The following is a 15,507-nucleotide window of genomic DNA, read 5'->3' on the forward strand; positions in this document are numbered from 1 at the left end:
CGTTAAAAAGGTTTTATTTCGATTGAAATTGCTTTTTTGCTTTTTCGACTACGTAGTGGCTGCCGCCGTGATCTTGAACATTTTGAATCATCATCGCGACAAGCAGGTCTTTGTTTTTATAGTCATAGCCGACGAACCAGCCATTTTCGGTGCCGTCTTTATCATCCTTTGATTTTTTCAGCTCGGCTGTTCCCGTTTTTCCAGCCACAGTGATTCCTTTTACGACAGGCTGATACGCTGACCCGCGCTCATCTTCGACTACGCCTTTCAACCCTTTTGTAATATCGGCGGCTCCTTCTTTTGTGAGCACTTGTTTGTGCCAGACATCAGCGGTTTGTGAGTCTTTCTTGATAAGCGTCGGTTTCACGAGGTCTCCATTATCGACAAATGGCGTGTAAGCTGCCGCTAGGTGAAGCGGAGACATCTGCATTTGTCCCTGTCCGTAGCCTGTATCCGCAAGCAAAATGTCTGAGTCAAGCTTGTCGTTTGCGATTGACGATTGCTGGACTGGGAATTCAAATGGAATATCCTCTGCAAACCCAAATGTTTTCATGCCTTTTGTAAAGGTGTCCGCTCCCATATCAAGCGCGTTTTGCGCAAAGTAAATATTGTCTGACGTGATCAGGGCATGTTCCAAATCCACTTGCTCTAAGCTGTCAGACACTCGTGTAACAGAATAGCCGCCCCAGCTTGAATCTTTCTGCCACTGTTTCCCTTTGATAGTTTTCTTCTCTGCGGCTTTAAGCGTGCCGTTTTTCAGGCCGATAGCAGCAGCGATCGGTTTAATCGTGGATCCTGGTGCATATGTTTTGTTGAATTTCGCCGAAAACGGATTGTTTTTGTCTTCGTTTAGTTTTTTCCATTCTTTATCGCTCCATCCGAAGATAAATCCGTTTGGATCGTAAGAAGGCGCGCTGACAAGAGCCAGTGTTTCACCTGTCTGCGGCTGCAGTGCGACTGCCGCCCCGCTGTCATCCTTCAGCTCGTCATAAAGCTTTGTTTGCGTTTTGATATCAATTGTGAGATGTAAATCCTCACCGTCTTTCGCTTTCGTTTCAGCGATGACTTCGCCGGTTTGCGGAACGTAGATTTTCCATCCTGTTGTGCCTCTGAGCTTGTCTTCATACACATTTTCAAGACCTGCGATTCCGATGTTTGACGTATCGCTGTATGTTCCGTCTTTCTTTTTCTTCAGTTCTTCCGCCGTAATCGAGCGAACGTAGCCTGTCAGATGGGCTATTTTTTCGCCATACGGATAATAGCGCGAGCTGACATTTGTTCTTGTGACGCCTTTTAATGACGTCACCTCAGACACTAACTTTTCTTCGTCCGGTTTTACTTTTTTGACCGGCACGAATGAATCATCTTTGACCCAGCTTTGTTTCAGCTTCTGGTTGATGTCATCTTCAGTTACATCCAGTTTTTTCGCGAGCTCTTTTATGACTTTCTCTTTTTTATCGCCAAGTTCTCCGGGAATAATTCCGATTTCTGGAACATCTGTGTTGACGGCTAAGCCTTTCCCGTTTTTATCGTAGATTTGGCCGCGTTTCGGTTCAATGCTGGCGATTTGAACGGTTTTGTCATCAGCCAGCTGCTTGAAAATAAACGATGGGTCCCAATCTATATTCCATGACTCCTCATCATCTGTTTTTTCTTTTTTCAGCACAGCGGTATTTTTAAAGCTGACTTTGCCCGCATTTGTGTCCATGCTGACTTTGTATGGGATGTGCTTCATCGTTTTATTGTCTTTATCATCCTCGTCCACTTTTCCCGCAGTGACTTTCAGATTTTTTACGCCTGCCTGCTCATAGATGGTTTTATATCTGCTGACGAAATCCTTTTTGGAGATTTCTTTTTTTACATCTTTGGTCAGGCTTTGATACATGTCATCGAATTGCTGATCGTTCCACTGTTTTACGAATGCTTCCATTCGGTCCTCTGGTGAATCTGTTTTGGAGCATCCGATTAATCCGATCAGCCCGATACATAGAAATAATAGTAGAATACACTTTTTACACATGACTTTCCCCTGCCTTCCACTTGTTATTTTCTCTTAAATGAATTAGTACGTGCAAGATTTTTTTGAAAATGAAGGAAAAGGTTCATCGATTTTGCAGAAATCTCCTTTCGTTTCCTGTAAACTATTTGAAAAGAGGAAAGAAGGGATCGCATGGTCAGAGAAGCAGCTATGCTTCATATTAAAGAGGGGCTTGAACAAGAATTTGAGGACGCGTTCCGGCTGGCGGCGCCGATCATTGCCGGAATGAAGGGCTATATCACACATTCTTTATCAAAATGTATGGAAGAAACACATAAGTACCTGCTGCTCGTAGAGTGGGAAACGCTTGAGGACCACACTGAAGGCTTTCGCGGGTCTTCCGAGTACAAAGAGTGGAAAGCCTTGCTGCACCGGTTCTATACGCCGTTCCCAACGGTTGAACATTTTCTGGATGTATCATAGATTTATATCATATAAAGCGTAAAACCGATGAGAGAAACAGACCAAACGAAAACGGCAGTATAGATGTTAAATGCTCCTGAGCTGTCGTTTTCTTTTTTGCGTTCTTCAAGCCCCTGAATAAACATGACAGCGCCCAGGAAAACGAGCATGACCGATTGGATAACAGAGGTGTGTTCCGTATAGTTAAAAGCGATAAGCGCCAGTATGATAATGATAACCGCAAAAGACATTTTAAAAATGCGAAACAAAAGGACCATCCTTCCTTATATACGAAATATTGAGCGTTATGCCTATATTTGCCTTTGCCCTCCATTATTCTAGCGCACTTTTTTTGTATATAGAACATGAGACGGGGAAATTTAAGTTTCTTTTAATATTTGAATTCATATAAAAAACGCGCCAGTGATCAGGCGCGTTTTCTATGAAACTGATAATTCTCGATAACCTATTCCTCGGAGCACTTCGGCCATTGCCTGATAGCCGCTGCTATTCGGATGGACACCGTCGAAAGACAGGTATTCCTGCTCTTTCCCTTTAAAGACACTGTAAACATCAGCGATTTTAACATGAGGTGCTGTTGCCAGCGTTTTCAAATGCGAATTAAATGAAGTAATCCATTGATCAGCAATGCCAATGCCGGGAAACGGGTTGTATAAATTAAAAACACGGATGGCGTAAGGTGATGGATCTGACCCTTTGATATTGGCGATTTGGGCAATCATCTTTTCAAAATTCTCATGACAATGCGCGGACGCACGGCTGAAAATCGTTTCATCCTGAGAAGATTGATAGGATAATACAGATTCAATGAGATCATTTCCGCACCCTGTGATCGTAATCATATCAGCGGCTTGAATTTGTTTTTGCACATAGGGATATGACAGGAGCCCGAGGATTTCCTCTGTATCAAGACCGGATTTGGCGAAAACCGATACGGCTGTTTTTGATTTCAGATCGGCTTCCATCATGTCTCTGAAGCGCTGGACAAATCCTGCAGAAAACAGCCCAGAGCCTCTCCCCGTCGTTAAAGAATCTCCGAGCGCTGTATACTGAAGCACCATGATCTTTCCTCCACTCATGAACGTCGATACGTTAATGTACGCAGCAGAGAAAAGATCGGCTACTTATGGATACCCTATTTTTCTGGAAATCTGCAAAGCGGCTTGTTTTACCTTTTCCGTTAAGTATGGCAGCCTGTCTTCTGTAAATCTCGCTTCAAACCCTGCAATACTGATGCCGGCCGCCACCTGGTGATGATGGTTAAAAATCGGCGCGCCAATAGCGGCCGTATAGTTTTCAAGTTCTGAATAGCTGACGGTATAGCCGTTTTGCACCGAGGCCTCAATGGCCTCAAGAAGCTTTGACGGATCTGTAATGGTCCCTGAACCGATCGGAATGAGCTCTGTCTGTTTGATGTACGCTTCAATTTCTTCACGGGGCAGAAAGGACAAAATGCTCCGGGCACATGCCCCGGCGTACAGAGGAGAACGCCGGCCGATTGCAGTGTAGAGGCGAACGGTCTGTGTCCCTTCAATCTTCTCCACGTAGATCGCTTCATTTCCGTCCCTCATGATCAAATGAACGGCTTCATCTACATCGCGGCAAAGCTCTTCCATCACAGGCTTGGCTATTTTTCTGATATCGAGTCTGTCCGCGACAAGCTGTCCGAATTCCAAAAACACCAGTCCCAGCGTATAAACGCCGGATGGGTCTCGATTGAGGAACCCCATTTCTTCCAGTGAGCTGACCATTCGGTGAACAGAGGTTTTCGGCATTCCTGACAGGGAAACGAGTTCGCTTAAAGTAAGGCTTGGTTCATGCAAAAACAAATTGAGCAGCGCCATAGATTTCACTACGGTTTTGTTTTTATTCTGCATCATTCCATCCCCTTTGTTATGTCAGCCATTCCATTTTCATTCTTGTTTTCAGTTCTTTTAGATGCGCTTCCCGTTCAATGAAAAGCGCTTCCGCTTCCTGAAGGGATACAGGCTCAAATTGGACGTGCTCACCCGGCATGATTTGCGAGGCAATCGGAAGATCAGCTGAAATGATGTGAGCGATCCTCGGATAACCTCCCGTCGTCTGCCGGTCTGCAAGCAGGATAATCGGATTGCCGTCAGGCGGCACCTGAACTGTCCCAAATGTAACCGCCTCTGACACCATCTCAAGCGGCGCCTTCAATTCAAGCGGTTCCCCTTTGAGCCTGTAGCCCATCCGATCGGACTGCGGAGTGACACGAAACGTCTCTTCATAAAACCGCGTTTTCGATTCTTCTGTGAAAAAAGAGAATTGTTTTCCTTCCAGCACTCGGATCACCGGATTCTTTTTTAACGGCAGAAATCTGTATCGGCTGACTGACCAGTTCGGCGCTGCAAATCCTCGCTGGCCAAGGTGTTGGCTCAAGCGGGAAACGATGGTTTTCGAAAGAAATGACATTTCACCAATCGGCAGTTCATCTTCCTTCTGAAGCGCTCTTCCGCGAAATCCGCCGATTCCCGCTCTGACATACGTGCTTTTGCTTTCCATGACAGCAGGTACATTGAAGCCGCCGGCTGTCGCTACATAAGCACGGCTGCCGAGTTTGCAGGGGCCGAAGGTGACCGTGCTGTTTCCCTTAACGAGCACAGGTTTCCAAAGAGGCGCTTCCTCATCATTCACACGCAGGGTAAAGTCCGCTCCTGTTACGGCAATCAGCATTGGTTCTGACACATAAAGCGACGGGCCGGGACCCATCAGCGTAATTTCAAGGCCTGCTTCTTTTTCGCTGTTTCCGATCAGCAGATTGGCGATTCGAAGCGACACCGTGTCCATGGCGCCGCTAGCCAGCACGCCGTATTTTTGATACCCCGTTCTGCCTATATCCTGAACCGTTGTGAGCAGTCCGGGCTTTAACACTTTCATGCTCAATTGGACTCCTCCTTATAGGCGTGATAGTCATCCTCTGAGATGCGGACAAATGTAACAATATCTCCTGCTCTTAATAACGTTGGCGGGTTTTCCTGCGGCCGGAATAGAGCCAGCGGTGTTTTGCCGATCAGCTGCCAGCCGCCCGGTGTCGAAATCGGATAAACGCCTGTTTGCAGTCCCGCAATTCCGACTGAACCGGCGGGAATCGATGGTCTTGGCGATGATTTCCTTGGAGCTGCAATGCGTTTGGACATCCCGCCTAAGAAAGGAAACCCCGGTGCAAAGCCCAGCATATACACCACATATTCACCGCCTGTATGAATCTCAATGACCTCTTCGGGTGTGAGATGATTGATCTTCGCCACCTCTTCTAAATCAGGCCCGAATTCACCGCCATAGCAGACGGGAATTTCAACGATGCGGCGGCTGCTTTCATAATCAGCCGTTAATTCTCCGAGCCGCTCATGAACATCGCGTTTCACCTTCTCAAAAGGCGAGCTGATGCCTTGAGGCAAATGCTTATACACTTCATACATATCATAAAATACGGTAAGACTCGTAAAAGCCGGGATACATTCAATGAATCCCGGAAACGGCTGTTCTTCTATATAAGCGGCAGCGGCATGGACAAGACCGTTTACTTGCTCGCTTATTTCTTCTCCAAATCGGATCATCATTGCAGAATCACCGAGCTGTTCGATTTGTAATCGTTCAGTCATCTTTCTCACCTCGTTTATTTCTCGTTCATCAGGAGGACGAGAGGTTACAGCACCGCAAGCGACTCGTCTCGAATATCTGTGATGAGCATATGCCCCGGCGCATGTGTGATGACCATTTCAGGTTTTACATTCATAGCCACAGCTTGCGGAGTTACCCCGCATGCCCAAAATAGAGGAACCTCGCCTTCACGAACAGAAACGGCATCTCCGAAATCTGGATTGCTCAAATCCTGTATGCCGATCGCTTTTGGATTGCCGATATGAATCGGTCCTCCGTGCACAGCCGGAAAACGCGAGGTCACCTGTGCGGCGCGTACAGCGAGCCGTTCAGGAACCGGTCTCATACTGACAACCATCTGTCCATGAAACGGCCCCGCCGGAACACAATCTATATTCGTTTTGTACATTGGAACGTTCGTCCCCTCGTCGATATGTCTGACGGGTATTCCATGATTGATCAGCGCTTGTTCAAAAGAGAAACTGCATCCGATCAGAAAGCCGACAAAATCGTCCTCCCAGTATGGCGTAATATCAGATACCTCATCTGTCAAAACACCGTGCCTGTATACACGGTATTTTGGAAAATCCGTTCTGATATCCGCATCTGGCGCTGCAAGCGACGGCACAGGCGAACCGGATTCCGTCACATCCAGCACCGGACAGGGTTTTGGATTCCGCTGGCAAAACAGCAGAAAGTCAAATGCCAGATCTTTTTTCAAAATCACAAGGTTCGCTTGAGCATAGCCGCCGGACATTCCGGCGGTCGGCCCGTTTATTTTCCCCTCTCGTATAAGCGCGCGCACATCTCTTGGCGCCATCTTGTTCAAATGATCCACTCTTATCAGCTCCACAATTGAGGAAGTTGTGTAAATAACGTGTAGACGCCCATAATCGCCATGACGATGACAACCAGCGCACCTGAGCCTGTCAGCCAAAGCGGATGCTTATAATCACCGACAATGTTTTTCTTATATGCGGCAATAAGCAGCGTTCCAAGCGCAATCGGCAGAATCAAACCGTTCAGAGATCCGACAAGCACGAGAATTTTTGCCGGCTGTCCGATGGTGACGAAGGCTAATGTAGAAACGACAATAAATCCGATAATAATGCCGCGTGAATTCTTTTCAATTTTTGGAGAAAAGGTTTTAAAAAACGAAACAGATGTATAAGCGGCTCCGATAACAGACGTAATGGCCGCTGACCACATTATCAATCCGAAAATTTTATAACCGACATTTCCCGCTGCCAGCTGGAACACAGAGGCCGCCGGGTTACTTTCATCAATGTGCAGGCCTTTTGAAACAACGCCGAGCACAGCTAAGAAAAGGGCGATCCGCATGATGGATGTAATTAAAATGCCAATAACTGAGCTTTTTGTCACCTGGGGGATGGATTCCTTGCCTTTAATCCCTGCATCAAGCAAACGATGTCCGCCGGCAAATGTGATATATCCCCCGACGGTTCCGCCGACTAATGTGACAATTGCAAATATACTGATATGTTCAGGGACAAACGTGTTAGCCACAGCCTGTCCGACCGGCGGCGCTGTGGTGACCGCAACAAAGACAGTTAAAATAATCATGACAAAACCCGCGATTTGCGTAAAACGGTCCATCGCTTTTCCTGCTTCCTTGATGACAAAAATCAGAATGGCGATGACGGCGCTGATTAAGGCGCCTGTTTCTGGTGTAATACCGAACAAGACTTGAAGTCCGAGCCCAGCCCCTCCGATATTCCCGATATTAAAGGCAAGTCCGCCAAGCACGACGAGAATGGCGATAAAATATCCCAGTCCGGGAAGCACCATATTCGCAATCTCCTGGCCCCTTTTTCCTGAGACCGCAATGATGCGCCATACGTTGGTTTGAGCGAAGATATCCAAAATAATAGAAATGAAAATAACAAAACCGAAGCTTGCTGCGAGTGTGTTTGTGAATGTTGCGGTTTGTGTCAGGAATCCCGGGCCGATTGCTGATGTCGCCATTAAGAAGGCGGCCCCCATCAGCAATGACCAGCTGCCCGTTTTTTTCCCTGCTGTTTTTTTCTGCTGCTCCATCTATTTTCCTCCTTCTGATTACTCCTGCGCTGAAATAGCAGTCACTTCGATTCCGGCCGCTTTAAGCTCTTTTCGTATTTTTTGCGCAAACGTCAGCGCGTGGGCTCCATCTCCATGAATGCAAACTGTATCTGCTTTTAATGACACATCATGTCCTTGCTGAGATTTGACCGTCCCTTCTTTCACCATTTTGATCACCTGAGTGACGGCGGCATCATCGCTTTCAATGAGTGCGTCCGGCTGGGAGCGCGGCGTGAGCGTCCCGTCCGCTTGGTATGTTCTGTCGGCGAACACTTCACTTGCTGTTTGAAGCCCGATCCGTTCTCCCGCTTTTACAAGCTCGCTCTCAGCAAGGCCGAAAAGAATCAGTCCTGGATCTACCTTGCAGACAGCTTTTGCAATGGCGTCCGATAGCTTCTGATCGACTGCGGCCATATTGTACAAAGCGCCGTGCGGCTTGACGTGCTGCATGTGAAGTCCTTCCGCTTTTAAAAACCCTGACAAGGCGCCAATTTGATAAACCACAAGATCATATGCTTCCTCTGGAGAAATCGCCATATTTCGGCGGCCGAAGCCGAGCAAATCCGGGAGTCCCGGGTGAGCGCCGATTTTCACGCCTTTTTCAGCAGCAAGGGCAACTGTTTTCCGCATGACACTTGGATCCCCTGCATGAAATCCGCATGCGACATTCGCTGAAGTAACAAACTCTAAAATATCTTGATCAAGACCTATCGTATAGGCTCCGAAGCTTTCCCCTAAATCACAATTTAAATCAACTTGAAACACAGAATCCCTCCTGCCAAGCAAACGATTGCTTTATGTATTTTATTGTTCCGAAATTCGGAACAACTATTCCGAATTTTTGAACTTTATTTCATTATATTCAATCATATCAGTTTGTGAAATAACTTTGTTAGAAAACCTACCATGGTCCTAGAAGAAAATCTCCCTGATAAAAAAAAAGAAAAGAGTCCTTATCTCAGGACTCTTTTCTTATAGTACCCAATGACGTATCGCTTTAGCGACGCCATCTTCTATATTTGTATCAGTGATCCAATCAGCCGTTTCCTTCACGACGTCTTGGGCATTGCCCATCGCTACGCCCAGTCCGGCTTCTTTGATCATCGCGATATCATTCAGGCTGTCGCCCATCGCCATGACATTTTCCATCGTAAAGCCGAGTTTTTCAGAAACCTTCGCAAGGGCTGCGGCTTTGTTGATGCCGAGCGCGTTGACCTCGATGTTTGTCGGGCTTGAGTTTGTGATTTCGAGCTCTTTATTTTTTCTGAGCTCCGCCAGCACTTCGTTTCGGATGTCGTCATCCTCTATGTCAAATCCGAATTTAAGCCATTCATGATCAGTGATGTTTTCCGGGAACTCGCCTCTCCACACTTTGTTAACAGTTGAAGCCCAGAAATTAGTGTTGTGCTTATTCCGCAAATCCCACATCATTTTGATGTGATCCGTGTGGAGCAGCTTGCGTTCCACTAAATTAAAATTCGAGTCCCAGATTTCGCTGCCGTTAGCCGTGATTAAAAAAGACGACAGCTTCAGCGACTCAGCCAGCTCCCGGCACGTCATCAGCGTCCGGCCCGTACTGATGACCACGTAAACGCCTTTATCCTCCGCCTCACGAATCGCGTTGCGGTTTTCGTCTGAAATCAGCTGCTCGTCATTCAGCAGTGTTCCGTCCATATCAATAGCAATCAGCTTGATATTCACATCTTCTCTTTGAACAGACATATATGTACCTCTCTTTATCTTTTAGTTGTTCTGGTTCTATTCTAATACATTATACCCAGCGGAACAAAACAGCCATTTCACATGTTTCAAGTGGAGGCATTAGAGGAAAACAAATGGTGAGGTGATAAAACATGAAAGAGAGAAAACAGCAGAACCGCCCTAATGAAAACCCCGAACATAATGACTTGACCGATCCGATACCGAATGAAGAGCTGAAGGAAAACATGAATGATGAAAAACAAAAGCGGCAGCAACGAGATGACTCACAAAGCGAACGGGATTACGATACGAAATAATAGAACCCCTCACAAATCGTAGTGAAGGGTTTTTTTCATTTTTCAATATAGATGCCGATTTCCGCTTCAGCAACAGGCTGCCCGCCCACTGACGCCTTGGCATGTCCAAACACAAACCCGCGCCGGTTGCGCGTGACTTCAAACGTAAGATCAAGCCGGTCACCGGGTATGGCCGCGCCCAGCTTTTCCGCTTTCTTCACGGAAGACAATAAGCCCAAGCTGTTTTCATCTGTAATTCCTGTAAAAGCCGCGGTTTGCGCAAGTGCTTCAATCACAAGTGAAAACGGCATTTCTGTTTGCGTGTCAGTGATAAACCAGTCGTTCTCACTTACCAGCTTATAAGCAGCTGCATGCTTGCCGGGCTCGCTTTCCGTCACGCCGTCAATCAATAAAAATGGGTAGCGGTGAGGCAAAGATAATAAGTTCATTCTATTTCTCCTTTTTTTGACCATTATATATCAGCCTAAAGCTGAACGATAGGATATAATGGAAAAAATACAAAAGGAGACCGTTATGCCCCAAAAACCGCTCGTCATTCTCGCACACGAAATATACGGTGTAAACAGCCATATGAAAAAAATCGCCCGCCTGATCAAAATGGCTGGATATGATGTGATGACACCTAACCTGCTCTGTGATGATGAAGTTTACAGACCGCAAGAGGAAAAAACCGCATACGAACAGTTTACAAAACTTGAACGGCTGAAAACAGGAGAAATCATCATTCAAAACTTGATTAGGCAAAACGCGGGACGACGCATTTTTGTGATCGGGTTCAGCGCAGGTGCAACGATCGCATGGAAATGCAGCAGTATGCCTGAGGTGAGCGGAGCTGTATGTTATTACGGTTCCCGGATACGCGATTGCCTTGATCACATTCCTTCCTGCCCGGTTCTATTGTTTTTCCCTTCATATGAACCGTCGTTTGATGTTGCTCTTCTCGTCAAAAAACTGCGGGAAAAACAGCATCACGATTTGGAGATTTATCAATTTGATGCTTTTCACGGCTTTGCCAATCCTGATTCGGTTTATTTTGACAGGGCAATCTTCTTCAAAACGCTTTCCATCATAAAAAACGAGGCAGAAAGTCTGCCCCGCTCTGTTCTATCAAAGTTTTCTTAAACGCACACAAATTTCGTCAGTGACCTCTTCCGTCGTGCTTTGTCCGCCAATGTCGCGTGTTTTAATGCCGTCCGCCGTGACTCGTTCCATCACATTGAGGATCTTTGCCCCCAGTTCTTCCTCTCCGAAATGGTCAAGCATCAGCTTCGCTGTCCAAATCTGGCCGATTGGGTTGGCAAGGCCTTTGCCGGCAATATCCGGAGCTGAGCCATGAACCGGTTCGAACATGGATGGGTACTTGCCGGACGGGTTAATGTTCGCAGACGGCGCAATGCCAATGCTTCCCATCAGGCTCGAGCTGATGTCGGTTAAAATATCACCGAACAGGTTGCTCGCCACAATGACATCAAACGTTTCCGGACGCGTCACAAAAAAAGCGGCCAACGCATCAATATGCTGGGATGACGTTTCAATCTCGCTGTAATCAGCAGCAGTCTGCTGAAAGACTTCATCCCAAAACGGCATTGCGTGATAAATTCCGTTGGACTTTGTTGCGCTTGTCACATGGCCGCGCCGTTTTTTCGCCAATTCGAAGGCAAAACGCATGACACGTTCTGTCGCTTTTCTCGTAAACACGGCATTCTGGATGGCGATTTCATCGTCACCCCTGTGAATGCGTCCGCCGATTTCACTGTATTCACCTTCACTGTTCTCGCGAATCACCACTAGATCAAAATCGTTCGGATGCCGCAGCGGCGACGTGATGCCGGCCATTTGTTTGGCTGGTCTCATATTAATGGAAAGCTCAAGCTCTCTCCGGATCTTCAGCAGCAGCCCCCATAAGGAAATATGGTCGGGAACCAGTTTCGGATTTCCGACCGCTCCCAAGAAAACCGCTTCAAATTGAGTGAGCGTATGTATTCCGTTCTCAGGCATCATTTCGCCGTGCTCCATATAATAGTCACAGCTCCATGGAAATGACGTAAATGAGAATGACAAACCTCCGTGAACCTCAGCTGCTGTATGAAGCACTTTCTCAGCAGCAGTCACAACCTCTTTTCCTACTCCGTCTCCCGGTATTGCCGCAATCTCGAATTGTTTCATCGTCATTCTCCTCCCCCTGTTATCGTAAGCGTTTTCTATTATACTAGATTGCGAGATGGTAAAAAAAGCCCGTGACGTATAGTCACGGGTCCGGTTATTGATTCAGTTTTTTTAAAACGATGGCATGCAGCGGTTCATGAGACGGAATACCGCACACCTCGTGAAGCACTCCGCTGTATCCTTTTTCCGCGATCAGCGCTTGCAGCTCGACCGCTTCCGGATCACCGGCAAAGTCGAATCGCAGCGCCGCAGCAATGCCTTCTGCCAGCGCATTCGGCTCTTTGATTTTCTTCGCCGGACCTACAAGCCTGTCATTTTCTCCAAGCTTTCTGAGCGGCGATCTCGCTACACGGGTTACATCGTCGGTGATAAATTCATTTTCAAAGCGGCCGATGATTTTTTTAATATATTGCTCGTGTTCTGATTGCTTAAAATGATACGTTTTGATGAGATAATCACCGGTTTCAAGCAGCGCTGAGTGAACAACACGGCGGATTTCCGGATGATCGATCGCTTCTTTTATCGTTTTTAATCCGCGCTGATAGCCGACATAGGCCGTTACAGCATGGCCGGTATTAACGGTAAACAGCTTTCGTTCGATGTACGGCGTTAAATCATCAACAAACAGCGCCCCTTTTATTGCCGGTGTTTCCCCTATAAAGCCTGATTCGTCGATGACCCATTCAAAGAACGGCTCAACCGACACTTTGAGCGGATCTTCATGATGCTGAATCGGCACGATCCGGTCAACCGCGGAATTTGGGAATCCGACAGTGTTGCCGACAGCCTCCTGCTCCGCCTCTGTTAAGTGGCTGTATACTTCTTTTTTTAAGAAGCTGCTTCCGCCAATCATATTTTCACAGGCAATGATATTCAGTGTGTCGGCAGAGCTTCTTCGTCTTAAGCCTTCTGCGATAGACGGGGCAATCAGCTTTAATACATTCGGGCCGACAGCCGTCGTGATGAGCGCCGCCTCATTGATCAGCCGATACAGCTCCTCCGGCTGGCTGCCGCTGTTGATGGCGCTGACCGGGCCGATCACCTCTGACGAACGCCCTTCTTCTGCGAGTTCAACAGTGTATGCCCGTTTTTCATTAAGGAGGCCGACCATCGTGTCATTAACATCCGCAAACACCACTTCATAGCCGGAGTGGTGAAGCAGCGCACCGATAAAGCCCCTCCCGATATTTCCCGCACCGAAATGTAAGGCAATCATGCTAGTTCACCTCGTTGAAAATCGCGATCAAATCTTCTTCGCTTTTCGCAGAAATCAGGCGTTCAATGTTTTCTTCTTCTGAGCAGATGATGGCGATGTTAGACAAAATGTCTAAATGCTCGTTATTTTTTCCGGCAATGCCGAATACGACTTTGGCTGTATTTCCTTCTCCATACTCTACTCCGCCAGGAATTTGAATGATCGAAATCCCTGAGTGAAGCACTTCGCTTTTGGCATCTTCTGTGCCGTGGGGGATGGCAATAAAATTCCCCATAAAGGTAGAAGATGTTTCTTCCCGTTCAAACATTTTTTCAATATAATCGTCTGTCACGTAGCCGTTGTCAATCAGCGTTTGGCCCGCCAATCTGATCGCTTCTTCTTTTGTTGCAACCGTTTGATTGAGTTTGATGTTTTCTTTTGCGAGTACTTGCATGAGTATCACTCTCTTTCTATGAGATTACTTTTTTAGCTTTTCAATAAGCTCGTCATATTTCGGACTGTTTAAGAAGTTCTCCACTGATATGTGCGTCGCATTTGGCAGCTTTGCCTTTGCTCGATCTGTTAAGTCTTTGTGGGTAATGACAATATCCGCATCGCTCGGCAGATTGTTAATCGCCGTGTTGGTCACGCTGATATCCAGGTCAGCTTTTTTGACTTTGTTTCTTAAAATCGAAGCCCCCATCGCGCTCGAGCCCATTCCGGCGTCACATGCGAAAATAATGTTATTGACGCTTTCAGGAGACAGCTCGGATGGTTCTTCACCTTTGGCTTGTTCCGCTTCTAAAGCAGCCGCCGCCTGGCTTTTCTTCCCCTTCATGGACTGCATTTTTTCTGTTGCCGCTGCGAGGTCTTCTTCGCCTGCTTTCGAAGACTTCAGGATCACAGCTGACACGATAAACGAAACGGCTGCAGCGACCAATACGCCTGCCAGCACGCCGAAGTATCCGCCTCTTGGCGTCATGGCCATCAATGCGATAATGCTGCCTGGTGACGATGCTGCAACTAGACCGGCATTAAAGATAGAGAACGTTAGGAGTCCGCTTGCTCCGCCTGCAATCGCTGCCAGAATCAATGCCGGCTTCATTAAAATGTACGGGAAGTAAATTTCGTGAATCCCCCCGAAGAAATGAATGATTGCCGCTCCAGGAGCCGTTGATTTTGAAGATCCTTTTCCAAAGAACATATACGCGAGCAAAATGCCGAGCCCCGGTCCAGGGTTTGCTTCTACTAAAAACAGAATTGACTTTCCGGTATTGGCTGCCTGCTCGATTCCAATCGGGCTTAAGATACCGTGGTTGATCGCGTTATTTAGGAACAAGACCTTCGCCGGTTCCACGAAAACGCTTGCAACAGGCAGTAAGTTAGCGTGTACAATGACCTCTACACCGGCTGCCAGTAATTTATTTAACGTCAGAACGACTGGGCCGATCGCATAAAACGCGAGAATCGTTAAAGCCGCGCCGACAATTCCTGCCGTAAAGTTGTTAATCAGCATCTCAAAGCCTTGTTTTACTTTGTCCTTGAATAATTTATCAGTTTGCTTAATGAGATATCCGCCCAGCGGCCCCATTATCATCGCGCCTAGAAACATCGGAATATCCGACCCGACAATTACCCCGATTGCCGCCGTCGCACCGACGACTCCGCCGCGGTGGTCGTAAATCATTTTTCCGCCTGTATACGCTATCAAAAGCGGCAGTAAATACGTAATCATCGGGCTGACCAGCGTATTCAGCTGCTCATTCGGAAACCATCCCGCCGGAATAAACAAAGCGGTAATGATGCCCCACGCGATAAACGCGCCGATATTCGGCATGATCATTCCGCTCAAATAACTGCCAAAGCGCTGAACTTTCACTTTCATGCCGCCTTGCTGCTGTTCTTGCTGCATATATAAACCCTCCCTGTTTTGTTTGTCGCTAAAAGAATGATAATGTCAGAGA

Annotated in this window: 18 protein-coding genes; 3 read left to right on the forward strand and 15 right to left on the reverse strand. The window is 47.1% G+C overall.

Annotated features, from left to right (window positions below; all coding sequences use genetic code 11):
- Positions 1 to 13 precede the first annotated feature (13 nt).
- Positions 14 to 2,020: a penicillin-binding transpeptidase domain-containing protein gene (locus KXD37_RS21700; protein WP_254518047.1), complete on the reverse strand. Its 2,007-nt coding sequence runs from the start codon at positions 2,018 to 2,020 to the stop codon at positions 14 to 16.
- Positions 2,021 to 2,170: 150 nt separating this feature from the next.
- Here KXD37_RS21700 and KXD37_RS21705 point away from each other — a divergent pair, with 150 nt between their 5' ends.
- Positions 2,171 to 2,461 carry an antibiotic biosynthesis monooxygenase family protein gene (locus tag KXD37_RS21705; RefSeq protein ID WP_024120249.1) on the forward strand — a complete coding sequence of 97 codons (291 nt, stop codon included), beginning with the start codon at positions 2,171 to 2,173 and terminating at the stop codon, positions 2,459 to 2,461.
- A 2-nt stretch (positions 2,462 to 2,463) separates the two neighbouring features.
- Here the strand turns inward: KXD37_RS21705 and KXD37_RS21710 are convergent, their stop codons facing one another.
- The 9 genes from KXD37_RS21710 to KXD37_RS21750 form a co-directional block, all read right to left on the reverse strand.
- Entirely contained in the window at positions 2,464 to 2,709 is a 246-nt protein-coding gene (locus KXD37_RS21710; RefSeq protein ID WP_010333057.1) for a YczI family protein, read from the reverse strand.
- A gap of 171 nt (positions 2,710 to 2,880) precedes the next feature.
- Positions 2,881 to 3,522: a GDSL-type esterase/lipase family protein gene (locus tag KXD37_RS21715; RefSeq protein WP_106020990.1), complete on the reverse strand. Its 642-nt coding sequence runs from the start codon at positions 3,520 to 3,522 to the stop codon at positions 2,881 to 2,883.
- Positions 3,523 to 3,585: 63 nt separating this feature from the next.
- Positions 3,586 to 4,338, reverse strand: coding sequence for an IclR family transcriptional regulator (locus tag KXD37_RS21720; RefSeq protein WP_101864002.1), 753 nt, complete (start codon positions 4,336 to 4,338; stop codon positions 3,586 to 3,588).
- Between the two features lie 16 nt (positions 4,339 to 4,354).
- Positions 4,355 to 5,362, reverse strand: a complete 1,008-nt coding sequence (locus KXD37_RS21725) for a biotin-dependent carboxyltransferase family protein (protein ID WP_106021118.1) — start codon at positions 5,360 to 5,362, stop codon at positions 4,355 to 4,357.
- A gap of 2 nt (positions 5,363 to 5,364) precedes the next feature.
- Entirely contained in the window at positions 5,365 to 6,087 is a 723-nt protein-coding gene (pxpB, locus tag KXD37_RS21730) for a 5-oxoprolinase subunit PxpB (RefSeq protein WP_024120245.1), read from the reverse strand.
- Positions 6,088 to 6,131: 44 nt separating this feature from the next.
- Positions 6,132 to 6,923, reverse strand: a complete 792-nt coding sequence (locus KXD37_RS21735) for a putative hydro-lyase (RefSeq protein ID WP_255004771.1) — start codon at positions 6,921 to 6,923, stop codon at positions 6,132 to 6,134.
- Positions 6,924 to 6,928: 5 nt separating this feature from the next.
- Positions 6,929 to 8,143 (reverse strand): NRAMP family divalent metal transporter, encoded by a 1,215-nt coding sequence (locus KXD37_RS21740; RefSeq protein ID WP_105991490.1) that lies wholly within the window; start codon positions 8,141 to 8,143, stop codon positions 6,929 to 6,931.
- A gap of 18 nt (positions 8,144 to 8,161) precedes the next feature.
- Positions 8,162 to 8,929 carry a 5-oxoprolinase subunit PpxA gene (gene pxpA / locus KXD37_RS21745; RefSeq protein WP_127695960.1) on the reverse strand — a complete coding sequence of 256 codons (768 nt, stop codon included), beginning with the start codon at positions 8,927 to 8,929 and terminating at the stop codon, positions 8,162 to 8,164.
- Positions 8,930 to 9,136: 207 nt separating this feature from the next.
- Positions 9,137 to 9,886: a Cof-type HAD-IIB family hydrolase gene (locus KXD37_RS21750; protein WP_024120241.1), complete on the reverse strand. Its 750-nt coding sequence runs from the start codon at positions 9,884 to 9,886 to the stop codon at positions 9,137 to 9,139.
- Positions 9,887 to 10,017: 131 nt separating this feature from the next.
- On the opposite strand from KXD37_RS21750, the gene KXD37_RS21755 reads away from it, so the two are divergent.
- On the forward strand, positions 10,018 to 10,182 hold the full coding sequence (locus KXD37_RS21755) for a hypothetical protein (protein ID WP_024120240.1): 165 nt from the start codon (positions 10,018 to 10,020) through the stop codon (positions 10,180 to 10,182).
- Between the two features lie 35 nt (positions 10,183 to 10,217).
- Here KXD37_RS21755 and KXD37_RS21760 read toward each other — a convergent pair whose 3' ends face one another.
- Positions 10,218 to 10,610 (reverse strand): 3-hydroxyacyl-ACP dehydratase FabZ family protein, encoded by a 393-nt coding sequence (locus KXD37_RS21760; protein ID WP_106020996.1) that lies wholly within the window; start codon positions 10,608 to 10,610, stop codon positions 10,218 to 10,220.
- An 85-nt stretch (positions 10,611 to 10,695) separates the two neighbouring features.
- On the opposite strand from KXD37_RS21760, the gene KXD37_RS21765 reads away from it, so the two are divergent.
- Positions 10,696 to 11,304 (forward strand): dienelactone hydrolase family protein, encoded by a 609-nt coding sequence (locus KXD37_RS21765; protein ID WP_188323531.1) that lies wholly within the window; start codon positions 10,696 to 10,698, stop codon positions 11,302 to 11,304.
- On the opposite strand, the gene KXD37_RS21770 is transcribed toward KXD37_RS21765, so the two are convergent.
- From KXD37_RS21770 to KXD37_RS21785, 4 genes are all read right to left on the reverse strand, one after another.
- Positions 11,290 to 12,354 carry a tartrate dehydrogenase gene (locus KXD37_RS21770; RefSeq protein WP_188323530.1) on the reverse strand — a complete coding sequence of 355 codons (1,065 nt, stop codon included), beginning with the start codon at positions 12,352 to 12,354 and terminating at the stop codon, positions 11,290 to 11,292. The two genes, KXD37_RS21765 and KXD37_RS21770, sit on opposite strands and share 15 nt — an antisense overlap.
- A gap of 88 nt (positions 12,355 to 12,442) precedes the next feature.
- On the reverse strand, positions 12,443 to 13,564 hold the full coding sequence (locus tag KXD37_RS21775; protein WP_188323529.1) for a mannitol-1-phosphate 5-dehydrogenase: 1,122 nt from the start codon (positions 13,562 to 13,564) through the stop codon (positions 12,443 to 12,445).
- A 1-nt stretch (position 13,565) separates the two neighbouring features.
- The gene (locus KXD37_RS21780; protein ID WP_059291950.1) at positions 13,566 to 13,997 is read right to left on the reverse strand and encodes a PTS sugar transporter subunit IIA; all 432 of its coding nucleotides are present in this window, start codon (positions 13,995 to 13,997) and stop codon (positions 13,566 to 13,568) included.
- 24 nt (positions 13,998 to 14,021) lie between these two features.
- Entirely contained in the window at positions 14,022 to 15,455 is a 1,434-nt protein-coding gene (locus tag KXD37_RS21785) for a PTS mannitol transporter subunit IICB (protein WP_106022294.1), read from the reverse strand.
- Positions 15,456 to 15,507 lie beyond the last annotated feature (52 nt).

The organism is Bacillus sp. XT-2, assembly GCF_025696525.1.
Classification (GTDB): domain Bacteria; phylum Bacillota; class Bacilli; order Bacillales; family Bacillaceae; genus Bacillus; species Bacillus halotolerans.

Bases quoted from the DNA above. Each gene is read 5' to 3' on its own strand.
- pxpB (WP_024120245.1), bottom strand. From the start codon at position 6,087: ATGACTGAACGATTACAAATCGAACAGCTCGGTGATTCTGCAATGATG.
- KXD37_RS21750 (WP_024120241.1), bottom strand. From the start codon at position 9,886: ATGTCTGTTCAAAGAGAAGATGTGAATATCAAGCTGATTGCTATTGAT.
- KXD37_RS21755 (WP_024120240.1), top strand. From the start codon at position 10,018: ATGAAAGAGAGAAAACAGCAGAACCGCCCTAATGAAAACCCCGAACAT.
- KXD37_RS21785 (WP_106022294.1), bottom strand. From the start codon at position 15,455: ATGCAGCAAGAACAGCAGCAAGGCGGCATGAAAGTGAAAGTTCAGCGC.
- KXD37_RS21715 (WP_106020990.1), bottom strand. From the start codon at position 3,522: ATGGTGCTTCAGTATACAGCGCTCGGAGATTCTTTAACGACGGGGAGA.
- KXD37_RS21725 (WP_106021118.1), bottom strand. From the start codon at position 5,362: ATGAAAGTGTTAAAGCCCGGACTGCTCACAACGGTTCAGGATATAGGC.
- KXD37_RS21770 (WP_188323530.1), bottom strand. From the start codon at position 12,354: ATGACGATGAAACAATTCGAGATTGCGGCAATACCGGGAGACGGAGTA.
- KXD37_RS21765 (WP_188323531.1), top strand. From the start codon at position 10,696: ATGCCCCAAAAACCGCTCGTCATTCTCGCACACGAAATATACGGTGTA.
- KXD37_RS21740 (WP_105991490.1), bottom strand. From the start codon at position 8,143: ATGGAGCAGCAGAAAAAAACAGCAGGGAAAAAAACGGGCAGCTGGTCA.
- KXD37_RS21705 (WP_024120249.1), top strand. From the start codon at position 2,171: ATGGTCAGAGAAGCAGCTATGCTTCATATTAAAGAGGGGCTTGAACAA.
- KXD37_RS21720 (WP_101864002.1), bottom strand. From the start codon at position 4,338: ATGCAGAATAAAAACAAAACCGTAGTGAAATCTATGGCGCTGCTCAAT.
- KXD37_RS21775 (WP_188323529.1), bottom strand. From the start codon at position 13,564: ATGATTGCCTTACATTTCGGTGCGGGAAATATCGGGAGGGGCTTTATC.
- KXD37_RS21760 (WP_106020996.1), bottom strand. From the start codon at position 10,610: ATGAACTTATTATCTTTGCCTCACCGCTACCCATTTTTATTGATTGAC.
- KXD37_RS21780 (WP_059291950.1), bottom strand. From the start codon at position 13,997: ATGCAAGTACTCGCAAAAGAAAACATCAAACTCAATCAAACGGTTGCA.
- KXD37_RS21700 (WP_254518047.1), bottom strand. From the start codon at position 2,020: ATGTGTAAAAAGTGTATTCTACTATTATTTCTATGTATCGGGCTGATC.